This is a genomic window from Pigmentibacter sp. JX0631 (assembly GCF_029873255.1).
Taxonomy (GTDB): domain Bacteria; phylum Bdellovibrionota_B; class Oligoflexia; order Silvanigrellales; family Silvanigrellaceae; genus Silvanigrella.
The window spans coordinates 61,402-80,290 of sequence record NZ_CP123622.1; the positions used below are offsets into that span (position 1 = coordinate 61,402).

Consider the following 18,889-nt stretch of genomic DNA (forward strand, 5'->3'; position numbering starts at 1 on the left):
TTCGAAGTGAAATTATAAAAAAATGAATGGAGGTAAAATGATTGCAACAGACTTATTTAGTGAATTGGGAAGCAAGACTCATATTACTGAAAGTTTTAAAGTACATTCAAGTCGAAAATTAAAAGATTATTTAGAAAGTATAGATTTTTCTCAGACTGGAATAAGAACAGGGACAAAATTTTCGACTCACATTTACAATGGATTAATTTTTGCGTTTGACTTAATAGAAAACAATGAATTTTTAGATCAATATTCTAGCTACATTTTAATTGTTAGTTGGATAATGCATGATGCAAATAAAATGTTACCTGAACTAAAAGATACTCCATTAAGTAAAATAGTTGAAATGCCAGAATTTGAAGAATTATTTGAAAAACTAAATTTACACAAGTTTATCAATGAAATTACAGATGCTTATTTTAGTTATGAAAAAGCACTTGGAGTAGCTAAGAAAATAATTCCAAATACTAGCTATCGGAACACTAAACAAAATTCTTTATTATTTGACAGCAGTGAAGCTTATTTAAAACTTTCCAGATATTGTTCTATTTTAAGCGCTATAGATATTTCTGATTTAGCAGTGGATTCAACTGAGCAGCAAGAAATTTTATTGCAACATTTAGTAAATGGTTTTCAAACTAAGTTTTATTTAGAAAAAATTAATTTATCCTTAACTTCCAATTCAATTTCTGAATTGCTGACAACTGCAATAATTAAAACTATAAAAAACATAAAAGGAACTATTCTTTACTATAATTTCAATCAAATAGCATTTGTTTATGCAGAAAAAAATAAATTTAATTATGATCAATTTAGACAACTTGTATTAGATAATTACATTGAAGAAAGAACAAGTAAGTGTGGGAATATAAATACATTTTTTGATTCTAGCAAAGATGGAATTAAAGTTTCCGAAGAAGTTTTAAAATTGTTTGATGATAATTTAATTGTTGAGTCTTTATATTCTTGGATAAATAATAGAGAACCCAAAGCTCTTTCAATAAACTTGCAAGGCCGCATTGAAAAATATAAAACTGATAATTTAAGTTTTGAAGATATTGAATTGAGCAGCAATATAGATGAATTAAAAAAAGTTCAAATTATTTCTGCAGCTTTCAATATTCTGAAAGAATTAAATTTAAAGAAAAAGCCAATTGTTCTCATTGAAGAGGAATTAAAACAAAATCCCGAATTTGAGCTTGAAGAAATAAAAAAATTTCAACGAATAAGTACCTGGAATCACAATGGGAAAGGGTTTGATGACGTATATGAACTTCCCTATATTTTAGGAATACAATTTCGTGAGAAAGAAAAAGTTGCTAAAACAATTATGGCTACCGCATTAAAATTAGTAAGAAATACATTAACTATTGAAACAGGAAAAAATATAGTTGAAAATAGTTTGATTGAATTTATTAACAATTCATTTTCTTTTTCAACAGAGAAGAAACCTCTAAAAGCATTTGAAAAATATTTTAAAAATTATGAAAAAGAAGAACGAAGTTCATTTGGATCTTCTTTTACAGATACTTTTAAAATAGTTTCAAGCGAATTTCTTGGGGATATTAAGGTTACTCAATTTAGTAATAATAATCTTGCAGGCAAAAAAGGAGACCCTTTAAGAATGCAAGATAAAATATTTCAAGAAATAAACTTTATAAACAAAAATGTTCACAATAATTTTCGGTTTTCGTCAGAAAATTTAAATTTACACCTGTTCCCGAAGAATTCCATAACAAAGTACAAGTTTATTTCTTCGCAGTTGTGTTTTCTCATAGATGAAATTCATATTTTAGAAAATAAAAAATGTTTGAATATAAGAAATTTTGAAAATAATTTACAAGATAGTAAATTAAATCCTGATTTTTCTGGAATTTTTTGTAATGAAAGAATAAAAAATTCGTTGTATTCAGTGCAACCAATAACAAGTTTTAAAGATGAAGATAAAAATAATTTTTGGTTAAGAAGCATCGCTATCAGTATTGCTATTTCTCATAAAACTTACTATAAAGCAGTTCTTACCCCATTTCTCAGTGCACATTATGATGAAAAAAATGAATTTTGTATTTCTGGTTTGCCTGGTTTACTTAGCTACTTTATACCTTCAGAAATAACTACTGAAAATACTCCATATCTCTATGAATGGATTCAAAATTTATTTTTGACAGAAAAAAATATTCTTTCTTCGACAAAAAATAAAAAATATTTAATTACGAACATTTTAAAATCAGCGCAGAAGGGGGGGCTAAACTTAATTTATGAATTAAATATTCTTTATGCGAGATTTACTGAAAATAAGCAATCCTTTGTTTTAAATGACATTGCTTTACATATTCTTGATTTTAGAAATACATTTTATTCTTTACTTGCTAAATTCAACGAAAATTCAATAAATGGAGACGAAATGAAAAAAACAGAAATGTATTTACAAAATATGGCAAAAATAGCTGCTTCTAATTTTTTAGTTATTAATAAAGGAGAAAGTAGATATGGTCTTTCAAGATGTTTTGATGAAATATTGAAACAAATTAAAAAATCAGCAAAAGAACATTCTTTAAATACTTTACTTGCTGTTTCCCAAGATAAATGTTTTGAAGCCTTGGCAAGAGATAATATCTATAAAATAGGCAAAACAAAACGCGAAGCATTGCAAGAGTTTCATAAAGCATTTGAAGACATGGCTTTCGATTGTTACGAAAATAATTTGAACAGATTAAGACTCGATGAAAACTTACTGCGTAGTGCATTTTTAACTTATTTAAGAGTAGAAAGGGAAAAACTAAGAGAAGAAAAATTAAACGCATCGGATTCACAGTTAGTAAACAATGTTACTGAATCTCATTCAAAAGAAGTTCTATTTGAAAACACACTTTAATTTTCTGAAAGGGTACTAAACATGAATTTTTTAAAAAACTATGAACAATTTTTTTCCAACGAATATTCCAATTATCCAAGTAATAAATTTATAAGTCTGTTTGTTTTGCGCGAAACACAAAGTGAAGTGATTTTTAGAACAGAAGGTTCTGGTGAACCCATAGCAAAAGAAATTATAAGTTCTAAATGGGGAAGTTCTACTTATGCAGTCATGTCAAAAAGAAAAGCACTTGCCGCAGAAAGAAGAACCGGAAGAGAAGTATTAAGAAATCATTCATTATTAAAAGAAACAAATGAAGGCAAGCTTTGTGCATTAAACAGCCAAAGCTCCTGTGGAAAATGTTTAGATTGCAATATTTACGGTTTTGCTGTTGGCGATGCTGGGTGTATGAAAGCCAGAGTGTTATCTAGCGATGCTTTTTCAATTCTTTCCATCGATGAAATATCAGATTTTAGAACATTCAATGCCATTTATGAAAATGGGACAATGATACTTGATGGTGAGAATTCTCAATCATTAGGTTCTTCTGAATATATACGCCCTGGGGTGCATATCTTAGATCAAATTGTGTTGCACGATGTTTCTCAAACAGAATTTCTTTATGTCTTAATGAATGTATTAAATACCAATCGCTATGGGGCAATGAGTACTCGCATTGGAAAAATGCAAAATCACCTTTTGGGAGTTGCCTTTTCGGCACAAGAATTAGGAAGTAATTTACAATGGCTCCGTGAAATTCATGAGCAATTAAATTCTGAAAGCAGACATCCCTTAGCATTAAATGAAGTAACAGCACTTGCTACAGAAGGTCTTCCGATACTTGCTAAACAAGTTAATTCACAAGTCTCCTGGGTAAGGGGTGGTGATCTCAATAGCATGTTGAACGAATTTCAAACTCTCGCCAAAACAGAAAAACTTATTGAATTATTTAATGAACAGACAGAAAATTATGTCACGACATTTACCAAATCTGCAAGTGAAAATGGGAAAAAGAAACCAAAAAAAGGAGATAAATAGTGAATGAAAGAGTTTTTCACCTAAAAATGACTCTTCATGAACCCCTATTTCATGCAAGCTATGAATATAATACTGAGTATTTAACTGAGGCAGTAATCAGTAATTATGCTTTAGCTTTTGCATTTGGGATGGCCAAGAGTCAACGGCGAATTGAAGATGCGCCGATGCGTCCTAGATATAAAGAAGATTTAAATACTCTACTGGAAAAAAATATTTATTTTTTTCCAGCGGTTCCTTCAAGTTCTCAAGCAGTTAATTATCATCAAGAACGCTGGAATGTAATTGGGGAGGGGTTACGTTACCAAATGGGACAAGGGTGCATTGTTGACGACCTAGATTTTTTGGTTGGGGGCGTTAGGGCAAGAGCTGTAAATAAACCGCAACAAGGTTACATCCGTTACGTTTCCCGTGGAAGTTTATTTACTAGCTGGTGTGTTGTGAAAAATAACGAGCACATTTCTTTTCCAACTTGGATTAGATTAGGAAAAACAATGGCTAAAACGCATTGCGAAATTCAAGAAATACCCTGCATGAAGAAAAATGGTTCATTCTATTTTTCTGGTGGTTTGAATTCTGTTGATGTAGCAAATCATTCAAACATTGACTCCTATGACATTATAAATATACGCCCTGCACCTATTTTAAAAAATATCCGTGCACACGGTGAATATTTAGAAACGAAAGAAGCAAATATTCCAAATAATGTGTTTTGGAACTTTCCAACTTAATCGAGTTTGAGGCAAAAATGAATTTTTCTGTACCTGTTTCTTTATTAGCACATGCAGAACCTATTGCTCATCCTAATACTATTCCACTTGAGCTTAGAAGTATTCAAAACTTACTATGGCATCAGTTGCAAACATATTTAGAATTAGAAAATAATTATGTTGTGCTAAATTTAAGTGACACGGGTACAGGAAAAACATTAGCTGCTTATACTCATTTGTTACGCCAACCCTACCCTTCACGCACAGTAATTGTTGCCCCAACAAATGCTTTGGTTGCGCAACACGAAAGTGATGCAAAAGAATTTATAGAAAAAAATAACTTGCCCTATATAGTTATTGGTTTTGACGCTAAAAAAGCCAAAGCAATTAGAAGTAACATCCAAAAAACACGGCCAGATTTAGCAAAACGATGCCAAAGCAATGGGAGATTGTTGATCGAACTTTGGAAAGATCCTTCACTTATAGACGAATCTATTAGTAACACAACAAAACTTATCTTAATTACTAATCCTGATATTTTCCGCTTAGCTTCAAATTTTCAATATGGTTCGCATGAAGTTTCTTTGGGTGCTGAATTTATTGGAAGAATAGATTATTTAATCATTGATGAAACTCATGTCTATCATGCTTTGCAATTAACAAGCTTATTTTTCTCTCTGCTTTTATGGTCAGCTGGATTAGCTAAGAATGACAAACGTAGAATCCTACTTCTTAGTGCTACTCCTGAAAAAGATTTAAAATGGTTTATAAATGCCCTACATAAATTGGACGTCAAAATTGCTTGTATTGAACCACAGAGCGCTCCGCTTGATTTGCCAAGGGTCGTATCTTTAAGCCCCATTAATATTGAATTTAGAGAATTAAAAATAAATGAATGCTTTATAACTGCGAAAGAGCAACTCGAAATTTTAGAACATAAAAAAATGAAGAAAGATATGTTAATTTTGTCTGATTCATTAAATAGAATAAATAAAATAGCAAATAACTTAAAAACAGAACATAATTTAAATCCTAAAAAAATTACAGGTATGATATCACACTCGGAAAGATTAAAAGTAGTAACAAATGATTTAATTCTTGCTACCCCAACTGTAGACTTAGGATTTAACTTCCCAAAAAAAGAAAATAAACAATTTCAATCAATAGATACGATTTATTGTGAGGCACCTACCATTGATAGACTATGGCAAAGACTTGGAAGGGCTGGAAGAGTTCTTCCATATGAAATTAAAGATATCCCTTCACAAGCTTTTGCATATATTCCAAAGCAAGCATTAATAAAACTGAGAACATATATTGAAAGTAATAATATTAATTTTCCAATGGAAAGAAATAAATTTAAGCATTTATTTAAGGAAATTTGCTTATCAGAAATGGAAAAGCCTGGGATTGAAGAATTTTCTATTGACTTAAGATTGAAAATTTTAGGATGGGCCTTTGCCGGCTTTGCAAAGGGATTGAATCATGAACTTGAAATAAATGCCAAATTTAAAAAAATAGTTCAACAAATTGTCGAAATAATAACTGGTAAAAATATTCCAGCAGAAATTATTCTTTCCATTGGAAAGGCAATGGATGAATGCATGGAATTAAAAAAAGAATTTAAAGACTTTGCATTTCCAGATAATTTATCCTATTTTACAGATGAAAAGTGGTATTGCACTACAATAGCAGAAAATAATACTTATAAGACATTCAAATGGTTAAGTAGTTGCAACGAAATTATTGACGATAATAATAACTCAAATAATATTGTTAAAGCAATTAAAGAGCAAAAAATATTTGCAAATTTATTTAATCAAAAATTAAATGTACAAAAAATATATAGAAAAGTAATTGAAATTCTTTGGCGAGAAGCGTGTCTAAGCAACTCTTTATTAAGTTTTAGAGGCTCACAAGCCTTTGATAGCGAAATTTTAACCTTTGATGAAAATGGATTATTTTTGAATGAACCTGATTTCACAAACGATATCTCCATTTTAAGAATCCTAAAAAATTGTAATTACTCAGTGCATACTGTAGAAGAATTTAGAAAAAAATATCCTGAAGAAAATTCATCAGAACTTATTAGAAAAAAATATGTTACTGTTATACATTCCTTTCTAGAGGAAACTAGGAAATTAAAAATTTTCTTAATTTTAACAGAAATACAGAGAAATGAACTTGAAAGTGAACAAAATTTCAAAAAAATAAATGTAGTAATGTCAATTCTAATAAAAAATGATAGGTTTGATATAGATAAACTTTTAATTGAAGAGTTAAATAATGATTGCGCTAAGAATGGAATTTTATATTTTGCTCCATTAAAAAAATTATTTAAGAACTATGACTATGCAAAAAAAATGTGTGAGCATTACGGATACTTTCCCTCAGCATTTTTAGATTTCCAAGAAGGTAAAAATATTTCACTTAATACTGAAATTCCATGTTGGACAGGCTCCGAAACATTTATTGTCGAACAAATTTTTAATTATTACGGATAAAAGGTAACATTATGCCATTTCAAATTACTTTAAAAATAGAAACACTGCGAGAAAAAGTTGAACCCGATGAACTACAGGGTTGTATTTATTACTTAATAAAAAGAGGATCTCCTGAAATTTCTGAAAAACTGCATACGAAAAACAAAGTCCCACTATTTCAAGGCTATATTATAAATAATAATTTTGAAACAAATTTAGTTATCAGTATTCTTAGTGATGAATTCTTAATTCCTCTAATGCAAGGATGGTTAAAACAGCCTATTGAAAAAATAACCTTTGGAAGTCAGCAGTATGCAGTATATTCAATCAATCATAATATTACAGCATGGAACCAATTTTCTAATTTAAGTAAAAATTATTTTGCTGGAATTAAAATACATTTTTTAACTTTATTTCAAGTTAGACAACAATATTTCATTGAAAAAGATACTAGTATTCGAAGAATATTAATGACCCCTTCTCCAGAATTGATTCTTAATTTAGCAGCAAAAAAATGGAATGATTGTTTCGAAATGAATTTACATCAACATGATAAAGTTACGGCAGCAGAATTAACAAAAATGTTATCTGTCATAACAGAAAAAAGCATTGAAGGCCGAACATATTCCATACTGAGTAAAAGAGGATACGAAAGAGGCTTTAAGGGATCCTGTAGTTGGGAGTATACTTCTGAAACTTCATTAATTTATAACAAATATACGCAACTCTTAAAGTTCGCAGAATTTTCAGGAATTGGCAGTCGTATCACACGTGGTTTTGGTAAAATTGAATTAGAGTGGTTAACAGAAAAGGAATTACTCAATAATGATAAATCGATCCCCTATTTTAATTTCGGCATTGAATCAAATGGAATTTTGCAACCACAGAGCTTTTCTTATCCACGGATGTGGAGAAATGGAGAACAACGAGCACGTTTGGAAAGGAAAATTTATTCATCGAAACATTGATCAAGCAAAAAACTATAAAAGAAATAATGAAAATTTTTATTCAGCTGTTAAAGTTTATAGTGATGTATTAAATTTAGAAGGAGTCATTGATTTACTAGAATTTAATTATTCTGAATATATTATACATGAATATAAAAAAGGTTCTCCTAAAAATATTTCGACTGCTTGGGAAAATGATATTATTCAGGTAGAAGCTTTAATGTATTGTTTTAAAGAAATGAATTTCAACATTAATTACTCATATATTTATTATGCTGAAACTAAAAATAAAATTAAAGTTAATTGGGAGTTAAATTCCACCTCTAAAATTGAGAATAAAATAGCCGATTTAAGTAACATTATAATGGGAAAAAGAAGAACAACACCGGAATATTCAAAAAAATGTGATGGATGCTCTTTATATAATACTTGCTTACCTAAATCCAGTAACACTAACCTTTTCGATTATTGGAATACTAAAGATGATTAAATCAGATTTATTTATAACTGAAATTGAAAGTACAATTTTTCTTACAAATAGTAATATTTGCTGCGAAAATGAAGATGGTATAAAAAAACAAATGCCTCTTGAACAAATTTCAACTGTAATATTTCCTCAAGGTTCAAAAGTAACTGGAAGTTTATTACAGGAGTTAAATAAAAAACATATTCCAGCTGTTTTTTTAGACTGGAAAGGTCATTGTCAGGGAAGAATTGAACCTTTTATTTCTAAAAATTCTTTGCTCCGTAGAAAACAAGTTGAATTTGCATTAGATCATAAAAACCAAGAAAATCTTGCCAAAATTTTTGTGACTGCAAAAATAAAAAATAGCCGCACGTGGTTAATGCGCCATGCTAGAAATATTGATTTTGATAAAGAAAATCATTTATCATCAGCTATTAACGAACTAAAAAAAATAGAATTTAAACTTTCTTCAGCAGAAGACTTAGCAACTATTAGAGGATATGAAGGTCTTGCTGCAAAGGAATATTTTAACTGTTTTCCATTGTTACTTTCTAATACTTCATTTCAATGGAATGGGCGTAGTAGGCGTCCTCCAAAAGATGAAGTTAATTGTCTGCTTTCTTTAGGATATAGTTTGTTACTAAGTGATACTTTAAGCGCTTGTCACATTGTAGGATTAGATCCATACATTGGATTTTTACATGAAGAAAGAGCGGGTAGGCCTGAATGCGCTCTTGATTTAATGGAAGAATTTCGTTGCGCATATGTGGATGCTTTTATATTTTCATTAATTCATAAAAAAGTTATAACAGAAAATGATTTTATTATAAATTCAAAAACGCCAATCCTTGAATATCAATTAAAACCTGATGCACTTAAAGAATTTCTTTTAAAGTGGAAAGAATATAAACAGAGGGAAATTCAACATCCTTTCTTAAAAAGTAGCCATCATTGGGGACATTTTCCATTGTTGCAAGCAAGATTATTAGCCCGTTTTTTTCAGGGAACAATTGACAACTACCCAGCATTTTTATGGAGGTAATAATTTAATTCATGCGAGTGATTATTAGCTATGATATTGCAACTTCAACAGATGGTGGAACAAAAAGGTTGCGAGACATTTCTAAAACAATGAAACGCTTTGGTGTGCGGATTCAAAAAAGTGTTTTTGAAACACAACTTAATGCTGGTCAATTACAAGAAATGTATCAATTAGCTTTACAAATGATCGATCAAAAAGAGGACTCTGTTATCTTTTTTAAACTTGGTGAATGCTGCCAGCAAAAAACCATACACCTTGGGAAAGCGACCGATCCGTTAAGTGATGATAAGTTTATTTTTTGAATTTAATGCGAGAATAAGCCTTAATTACTTGTAAAAAAATTTATTTTTGCTATATTTTATAATGTTATTTGATAATTAAATAAGTTTTTTATTATTTTAAAACAATTAGGATTATCGCTATGGTATTTAATTGAAATTATTAGATTAAATTTCTTGTTAATTTTTAAAATTTGTTTTCTTATTCATAGCTCTTTGATGCTCGATCTTCAATTGGTAACTTACTATTTTGACTTATTTATTTTACTGTGCTATTCTATAATTATTATTCCCTAATTTGGGATCGAAACTTACTACTGCTGTGGAATATCCAGGCAAATCACATTCTATAATTATTATTCCCTAATTTGGGATCGAAACTATCAATAAACATAGATATAAATATTTTAAAACTATTCTATAATTATTATTCCCTAATTTGGGATCGAAACACTGATCCACCAATACTAGTTGCGATGAAAGCTATTCTATAATTATTATTCCCTAATTTGGGATCGAAACACAATCATATCGCATTCAATTATGTGTTTAGCGGATTCTATAATTATTATTCCCTAATTTGGGATCGAAACTCTCTACTTGAATCCGAAATATCAGCCATAATGGATTCTATAATTATTATTCCCTAATTTGGGATCGAAACTATTTGAATATTACAATGTTGGCTATAATTGGAAATTCTATAATTATTATTCCCTAATTTGGGATCGAAACTACTTGTCTTTGTTTTATATGCATATGTCTGGTATTCTATAATTATTATTCCCTAATTTGGGATCGAAACAAATTACCCTATAATTATTTTATACTCATATGAATTCTATAATTATTATTCCCTAATTTGGGATCGAAACTGAACAGAAAATACATATGCCAAATATGAATTAATTCTATAATTATTATTCCCTAATTTGGGATCGAAACGGAGTGATAGAGAGACCCTTCCCTTGCTCAAAAATTCTATAATTATTATTCCCTAATTTGGGATCGAAACTCTTTAAAATGTTTAAGAAGTGGCGCAACAATAATATTCTATAATTATTATTCCCTAATTTGGGATCGAAACATAATCCGAAAAAAAGTAACTTCTATAAAAATTATTCTATAATTATTATTCCCTAATTTGGGATCGAAACTTATGATTGAATAAAATTCCCAAATATTTTTTATTCTATAATTATTATTCCCTAATTTGGGATCGAAACGGTATTTTAAATAGTATCATTATTTTATATGTGATTCTATAATTATTATTCCCTAATTTGGGATCGAAACTTAAACCTCAGACCATGAAATAGTAATGTATTTTATTCTATAATTATTATTCCCTAATTTGGGATCGAAACCTTCTGTTAATGGCATAAAAACCTAACTTAATAAATTCTATAATTATTATTCCCTAATTTGGGATCGAAACACTTTGCGAGTCTAAAGTTTGGTTTTCTAAAAAATTCTATAATTATTATTCCCTAATTTGGGATCGAAACAATTTGTCGTTGTTGTCCAATGATAAATACTTTATTCTATAATTATTATTCCCTAATTTGGGATCGAAACGTTGCTTCTGAAGATACTGCAATAAATTTTTATATTCTATAATTATTATTCCCTAATTTGGGATCGAAACACTTGCATGACAATGAATGATCTTAAAGGCAGAATTCTATAATTATTATTCCCTAATTTGGGATCGAAACAATCCAAGCGGCCATTGAGGTCTTTAGAACTACATTCTATAATTATTATTCCCTAATTTGGGATCGAAACAAGATTGTTCGGCTTCAAGTACTTCTACCCTTTTAAATTCTATAATTATTATTCCCTAATTTGGGATCGAAACATGTCATTAAAACGATTTCGGGAATTAGCCCTCCATTCTATAATTATTATTCCCTAATTTGGGATCGAAACTTTATCTGACGAGTCCATGAACCCCCGTTATGCATTCTATAATTATTATTCCCTAATTTGGGATCGAAACAATAAATGTATATTTTAATGATCTCCACATGGATTCTATAATTATTATTCCCTAATTTGGGATCGAAACAAATCTCTATCTTCAGATATTAGATCGAGAGACATTCTATAATTATTATTCCCTAATTTGGGATCGAAACATTGAACGAAAATGTTATAGAAAAGTCTATAAAATTCTATAATTATTATTCCCTAATTTGGGATCGAAACAAGTTGGTAAATGAATGTGAAGCACATTCTTATCGCATTCTATAATTATTATTCCCTAATTTGGGATCGAAACCTATTGTTTTTCTTAACGCTTCATTAAATTCCATTCTATAATTATTATTCCCTAATTTGGGATCGAAACCAAGGAAATTATCATTGCGGAATACATGGGAAAGATTCTATAATTATTATTCCCTAATTTGGGATCGAAACTTTTCCGCCGTAATTAATCCGCTTGAATAATCTAATTCTATAATTATTATTCCCTAATTTGGGATCGAAACTCTAGTGTTGTGCGTGAAATGAATTGCGATTTTATTCTATAATTATTATTCCCTAATTTGGGATCGAAACATTAAAGTGCTTCCTGAGCCTCCGAAAAAATCATTCTATAATTATTATTCCCTAATTTGGGATCGAAACATTAAAACAAATGGCAGAAGCCCTTGCCGCACCATTCTATAATTATTATTCCCTAATTTGGGATCGAAACATGTCTTAAAAGTTGATTCAAATTCTATAATTATTATTCCCTAATTTGGGATCGAAACAATTTAAATGGGCTTGCATTTTGTGATCTTAAAATATTCTATAATTATTATTCCCTAATTTGGGATCGAAACTTCTTCGAATTGCAAAATAACTAAACATACATATTCTATAATTATTATTCCCTAATTTGGGATCGAAACTATATAAAAATAAAATTAGTGATTTAATTGATCATTCTATAATTATTATTCCCTAATTTGGGATCGAAACTTAACTGAGCGGGGGAAGAGGGCATTCTATATCATTCTATAATTATTATTCCCTAATTTGGGATCGAAACACTAATATATACTTTAAAAAGTACATTTAGTCTTATTCTATAATTATTATTCCCTAATTTGGGATCGAAACATTCAAACGCAAGATATTCTTATAAAATAAAACAAATTCTATAATTATTATTCCCTAATTTGGGATCGAAACAGTTTATCTATTTACAAAATAACGAACCAATGCATTCTATAATTATTATTCCCTAATTTGGGATCGAAACTGAACAGGAATAACACGTACTTCATCTTCAATATTCTATAATTATTATTCCCTAATTTGGGATCGAAACTGTCGTTACTGTTCTGACAAATGTAATGAATTATTCTATTCTATAATTATTATTCCCTAATTTGGGATCGAAACCATGGTAGATATGATTTTAAAGAAACAATTAACGATTCTATAATTATTATTCCCTAATTTGGGATCGAAACACGCCACCCTCGTATCGCTCCCAAGTGCTTATATATTCTATAATTATTATTCCCTAATTTGGGATCGAAACTTATTTAATCATTGATGAAACTCATGTCTATCAATTCTATAATTATTATTCCCTAATTTGGGATCGAAACGGGTATCCGCAGATTCGTTTAGTCTCACGCCTGCATTCTATAATTATTATTCCCTAATTTGGGATCGAAACTCTTAAAAGGTTTTGAAATACTTGGGTCACGTAATTCTATAATTATTATTCCCTAATTTGGGATCGAAACTCTTCAGCAAATCCAGTGACTAATATCCCAGATATTCTATAATTATTATTCCCTAATTTGGGATCGAAACAGGAACGAAGCCTTGCAAAGTGTAAATAGTTTTTATTCTATAATTATTATTCCCTAATTTGGGATCGAAACGATGTTATGAGGACTACATTTTTGTAAAAAAAAATTCTATAATTATTATTCCCTAATTTGGGATCGAAACTCTTGATCCTTTATAAGTGATATAACATCAGTAGATTCTATAATTATTATTCCCTAATTTGGGATCGAAACAATCATGAAAAATGCCCTTCAAAATTTTTCACCAATTCTATAATTATTATTCCCTAATTTGGGATCGAAACCATCCAAGCAAACTTAGACAATTGGATAAAATGGAATTCTATAATTATTATTCCCTAATTTGGGATCGAAACACTTCTGATCCATCCTCAACTGGATATGAAGTTATTCTATAATTATTATTCCCTAATTTGGGATCGAAACTATGAAAAACCTCAGCTCCGTGTAACCTTAAAGAATTCTATAATTATTATTCCCTAATTTGGGATCGAAACTTAAGATATGCTTTAACTTTATCTGAAAGTTCATATTCTATAATTATTATTCCCTAATTTGGGATCGAAACTACATCTCTTCATAGTATTCCAACATTCGTATATAAATTCTATAATTATTATTCCCTAATTTGGGATCGAAACATTTCATATTTATGAATAGTTGGAACTTCACCATTCTATAATTATTATTCCCTAATTTGGGATCGAAACATAAAGTGTAAAAATTATTCCCGTAACTAATTCATTCTATAATTATTATTCCCTAATTTGGGATCGAAACAAATGTAGATGATATTTCATTTTTTAAGTCATGATTCTATAATTATTATTCCCTAATTTGGGATCGAAACAAGAAAAGACTAAATTAAAATTTCTAAAGCTTAGTATTCTATAATTATTATTCCCTAATTTGGGATCGAAACTATTAAATCGAGCCATTCATCAAAATGAGCAAGATTCTATAATTATTATTCCCTAATTTGGGATCGAAACACAATGACATTACATGATATAAAAGATTATAATATTCTATAATTATTATTCCCTAATTTGGGATCGAAACCTAATTATTGATGATTGGGCTTTACAATCCATTTCAATTCTATAATTATTATTCCCTAATTTGGGATCGAAACTGTTTAATTGATATCGGATCATGCACGAGCGATAATTCTATAATTATTATTCCCTAATTTGGGATCGAAACAAGATTAAGCTTAACATTGTTAATAATCTCATTAGATTCTATAATTATTATTCCCTAATTTGGGATCGAAACTTTTTGTGAAAAAAAAGTAGTTCCTTCCCTCCTATTCTATAATTATTATTCCCTAATTTGGGATCGAAACAAAATTGGAGGAGCTTGGCCTTATATCGGAATATTCTATAATTATTATTCCCTAATTTGGGATCGAAACTAAAATGAGTGATGAAATAAAATGTAAGATGTTATTCTATAATTATTATTCCCTAATTTGGGATCGAAACTTGTTTGAAAAGCGGCATGCGTGCAGAATTTAATTCTATAATTATTATTCCCTAATTTGGGATCGAAACATCGTTCCTCGAATTTATACAGAAAGCGAGTACATTCTATAATTATTATTCCCTAATTTGGGATCGAAACCCTGTTGTTTTTTCCCTCTCATAAACATGGTGGTATTCTATAATTATTATTCCCTAATTTGGGATCGAAACTAAATGAATCCTGAGACCATGAAAAGAATCATATTCTATAATTATTATTCCCTAATTTGGGATCGAAACTGATTCTAAATATGGTATAATTGAATAATTTTAATTAATTCTATAATTATTATTCCCTAATTTGGGATCGAAACCTAAAAGGGAGCGAAAAGAGCATATGGATAGTATTCTATAATTATTATTCCCTAATTTGGGATCGAAACGAAAATGAAAAGTAATTTGCATCAGGTTGTTCAGATTCTATAATTATTATTCCCTAATTTGGGATCGAAACATGTTAAAATTAAATTTTAAAAGTATTAATGTATATTCTATAATTATTATTCCCTAATTTGGGATCGAAACTTCACACACCGATTAGGGGGTTTTCACACACCGATTATTCTATAATTATTATTCCCTAATTTGGGATCGAAACACTGATATGCAAAGTTTTAAAGATACTTTTTCCATTCTATAATTATTATTCCCTAATTTGGGATCGAAACTTTTTGTGGGAAGGATTTTATGGATGATTTTTTATTCTATAATTATTATTCCCTAATTTGGGATCGAAACGAAATTTCAAAGCGAGATAAAACAACGATAAGAATTCTATAATTATTATTCCCTAATTTGGGATCGAAACCACAAATCTTTATTAAGTTCTAAATTTTTTGTAATTCTATAATTATTATTCCCTAATTTGGGATCGAAACAAAATCAATTGGCAAATGCAAAAAATGAAATGGATTCTATAATTATTATTCCCTAATTTGGGATCGAAACAATTTGATCACAACTAATATCACCGTTATTGGAATTCTATAATTATTATTCCCTAATTTGGGATCGAAACAAATGTTATCAATTTTAAAAGGTACAGTATCAGAAATTCTATAATTATTATTCCCTAATTTGGGATCGAAACTGTGTGCGGAATTCTTTCGTTGATGAGAAATTTATTCTATAATTATTATTCCCTAATTTGGGATCGAAACTAGAAGTTTCTTTTGCTTCTTCTGTCCTAGCTTATTCTATAATTATTATTCCCTAATTTGGGATCGAAACATTGCCATGTAAATCCAAATATTCAAGGCTAGTGATTCTATAATTATTATTCCCTAATTTGGGATCGAAACTCAACTTTGGCCGCTATTCCGCTTTCTCAAATTACATTCTATAATTATTATTCCCTAATTTGGGATCGAAACTCAGTAGGGCAAAATATTGCGCCATTATTCATAATTCTATAATTATTATTCCCTAATTTGGGATCGAAACGCTGATCAAATGTCCAAGAGGGAATTTTTAATAATTCTATAATTATTATTCCCTAATTTGGGATCGAAACATTCTTATAATTGGGTTTAACTTGCTTAACGCACATTCTATAATTATTATTCCCTAATTTGGGATCGAAACAAAATAATCCTGACATAAGCTGTGAATTACCTTATTCTATAATTATTATTCCCTAATTTGGGATCGAAACTTCCAAAACTAACGTTACAAGACAACCTCGAAAAATTCTATAATTATTATTCCCTAATTTGGGATCGAAACACAAAGGATTCTTTTTACATAATCCTAATATAGATTCTATAATTATTATTCCCTAATTTGGGATCGAAACGTCATATCGACTTGATCCTTGCCTCGACGTACATTCTATAATTATTATTCCCTAATTTGGGATCGAAACACCATTTTTTGTATTAGTTAATTCTGTGTTATCAATTCTATAATTATTATTCCCTAATTTGGGATCGAAACCAAGTCGGCGCAATTAATCACGACGATAGCCTAATTCTATAATTATTATTCCCTAATTTGGGATCGAAACTAGAGTGGCCTAAAGAATTTGAAGCAATGGGAGGATTCTATAATTATTATTCCCTAATTTGGGATCGAAACACTAAAAGGAAAAATTAAAATATCTGAAGATTTTGATTCTATAATTATTATTCCCTAATTTGGGATCGAAACAGAATTACCCGAAGTTACACGAGCATGGTGCTTACATTCTATAATTATTATTCCCTAATTTGGGATCGAAACGCTCTTGGGCCAATTCGTTTTGATTCCACTTTATTCTATAATTATTATTCCCTAATTTGGGATCGAAACCTGGAAATAGGTACCCCCCTCTTATGAAAACGATTCTATAATTATTATTCCCTAATTTGGGATCGAAACCAATCAGCTTGGTCATCGTGTTTTGCTCTTGGATTCTATAATTATTATTCCCTAATTTGGGATCGAAACGCCTCCTCTGAATATGTTAAAAAATGAGAAAGTATTCTATAATTATTATTCCCTAATTTGGGATCGAAACAGAAAGCTTCAATTAAACAGATCTTGAGACTAATTCTATAATTATTATTCCCTAATTTGGGATCGAAACTGTGACAAGAGTTTTGTAAAAGAAGTAAAAAGTAAATTCTATAATTATTATTCCCTAATTTGGGATCGAAACTAGGAAAGTTTAAAGAAAAATCTGTGCATGCTATTCTATAATTATTATTCCCTAATTTGGGATCGAAACTAAATCAATTTTATAAATTAACGTTGCAAGCTATTCTATAATTATTATTCCCTAATTTGGGATCGAAACAGGTTAAATAATAAATATAAATCAGTTGATAATATTCTATAATTATTATTCCCTAATTTGGGATCGAAACGTCCATGCATTATCTGAACAATATTTTTGAATGATTCTATAATTATTATTCCCTAATTTGGGATCGAAACTGAAGGCTCAACAGCAAGCGCCGGAAGCTGTTAATTCTATAATTATTATTCCCTAATTTGGGATCGAAACATTTTTATAAATACTTCAGTAAAAATTTTAAATAATTCTATAATTATTATTCCCTAATTTGGGATCGAAACATATTAATAATCAAAATGATTTTAGAATGTTTCCGATTCTATAATTATTATTCCCTAATTTGGGATCGAAACATTTTTATAAATACTTCAGTAAAAATTTTAAATAATTCTATAATTATTATTCCCTAATTTGGGATCGAAACAATAAAAATATTAGCCCTAATCTAACTACATTCATTCTATAATTACTATTCCCTAATTTGGGATCGAAACTTACACGACTCAAGTATTACAGAAAATATTTCTATTCTATAATTATTATTCCCTAATTTGGGATCGAAACGATGATTCTCTAATACCAATCTATGAAGATTAGACTATTCTATAATTATTATTCCCTAATTTGGGATCGAAACTATATCTTAGAGAGTGTAGGACTTCCCCTTTTATTCTATAATTATTATTCCCTAATTTGGGATCGAAACTTTTCAAATTTATTCTTACCAAATAGTCTTGCAAATTCTATAATTATTATTCCCTAATTTGGGATCGAAACATTCAAAAATTTGGTAAAATGCAATCTAGTACTATTCTATAATTATTATTCCCTAATTTGGGATCGAAACATTTCAAGGTATGAATATTGCGAGATCTACAGAAATTCTATAATTATTATTCCCTAATTTGGGATCGAAACAGATCCAGAAATTGAAAAAGATCTTTTTGAGAA

At 29.3% G+C, this 18,889-nt stretch carries 8 protein-coding genes and 1 CRISPR repeat array (1 of these 9 cut by a window edge); all 8 genes read left to right on the top strand.

The genetic code is table 11. From position 1 onward, the window contains the following. Positions 1-37: 37 nt before the first annotated feature. The 8 genes from QEJ31_RS00225 to cas2 are packed head-to-tail and all read left to right on the top strand — an operon-like array spanning position 38 to position 9,839. On the top strand, positions 38-2,875 hold the full coding sequence (locus QEJ31_RS00225) for a hypothetical protein (protein WP_280591676.1): 2,838 nt from the start codon (positions 38-40) through the stop codon (positions 2,873-2,875). 21 nt (positions 2,876-2,896) lie between these two features. Continuing rightward, positions 2,897-3,892 carry a type I-D CRISPR-associated protein Cas7/Csc2 gene (cas7d, locus tag QEJ31_RS00230; RefSeq protein WP_280591677.1) on the top strand — a complete coding sequence of 332 codons (996 nt, stop codon included), beginning with the start codon at positions 2,897-2,899 and terminating at the stop codon, positions 3,890-3,892. Continuing rightward, the gene (gene cas5d, locus QEJ31_RS00235) at positions 3,892-4,620 is read left to right on the top strand and encodes a type I-D CRISPR-associated protein Cas5/Csc1 (protein WP_280591678.1); all 729 of its coding nucleotides are present in this window, start codon (positions 3,892-3,894) and stop codon (positions 4,618-4,620) included. Before cas7d ends, cas5d begins: the two co-directional genes overlap by 1 nt. 17 nt (positions 4,621-4,637) lie before the next feature. Further along, a complete protein-coding gene (gene cas3 / locus QEJ31_RS00240; protein ID WP_280591679.1) occupies positions 4,638-7,103 on the top strand; it encodes a type I-D CRISPR-associated helicase Cas3' in 2,466 nt (821 codons plus the stop codon). A gap of 11 nt (positions 7,104-7,114) precedes the next feature. Next, positions 7,115-8,050, top strand: coding sequence for a CRISPR system precrRNA processing endoribonuclease RAMP protein Cas6 (gene cas6 / locus QEJ31_RS00245; protein ID WP_280591681.1), 936 nt, complete (start codon positions 7,115-7,117; stop codon positions 8,048-8,050). After that, complete coding sequence (gene cas4 / locus QEJ31_RS00250; protein WP_280591684.1) at positions 7,950-8,519, top strand: CRISPR-associated protein Cas4; 570 nt, start codon at positions 7,950-7,952, stop codon at positions 8,517-8,519. Before cas6 ends, cas4 begins: the two co-directional genes overlap by 101 nt. Continuing rightward, positions 8,512-9,537 carry a CRISPR-associated endonuclease Cas1 gene (cas1, locus tag QEJ31_RS00255; RefSeq protein WP_280591685.1) on the top strand — a complete coding sequence of 342 codons (1,026 nt, stop codon included), beginning with the start codon at positions 8,512-8,514 and terminating at the stop codon, positions 9,535-9,537. The genes cas4 and cas1 overlap by 8 nt, the downstream gene beginning before the upstream one ends. Positions 9,538-9,548: 11 nt before the next feature. Further along, entirely contained in the window at positions 9,549-9,839 is a 291-nt protein-coding gene (gene cas2, locus QEJ31_RS00260) for a CRISPR-associated endonuclease Cas2 (RefSeq protein ID WP_280591687.1), read from the top strand. A gap of 250 nt (positions 9,840-10,089) precedes the next feature. Continuing rightward, positions 10,090-18,889: a CRISPR direct-repeat array (repeat unit 37 nt; unit sequence ATTCTATAATTATTATTCCCTAATTTGGGATCGAAAC) (it continues 937 nt past the right edge of the window).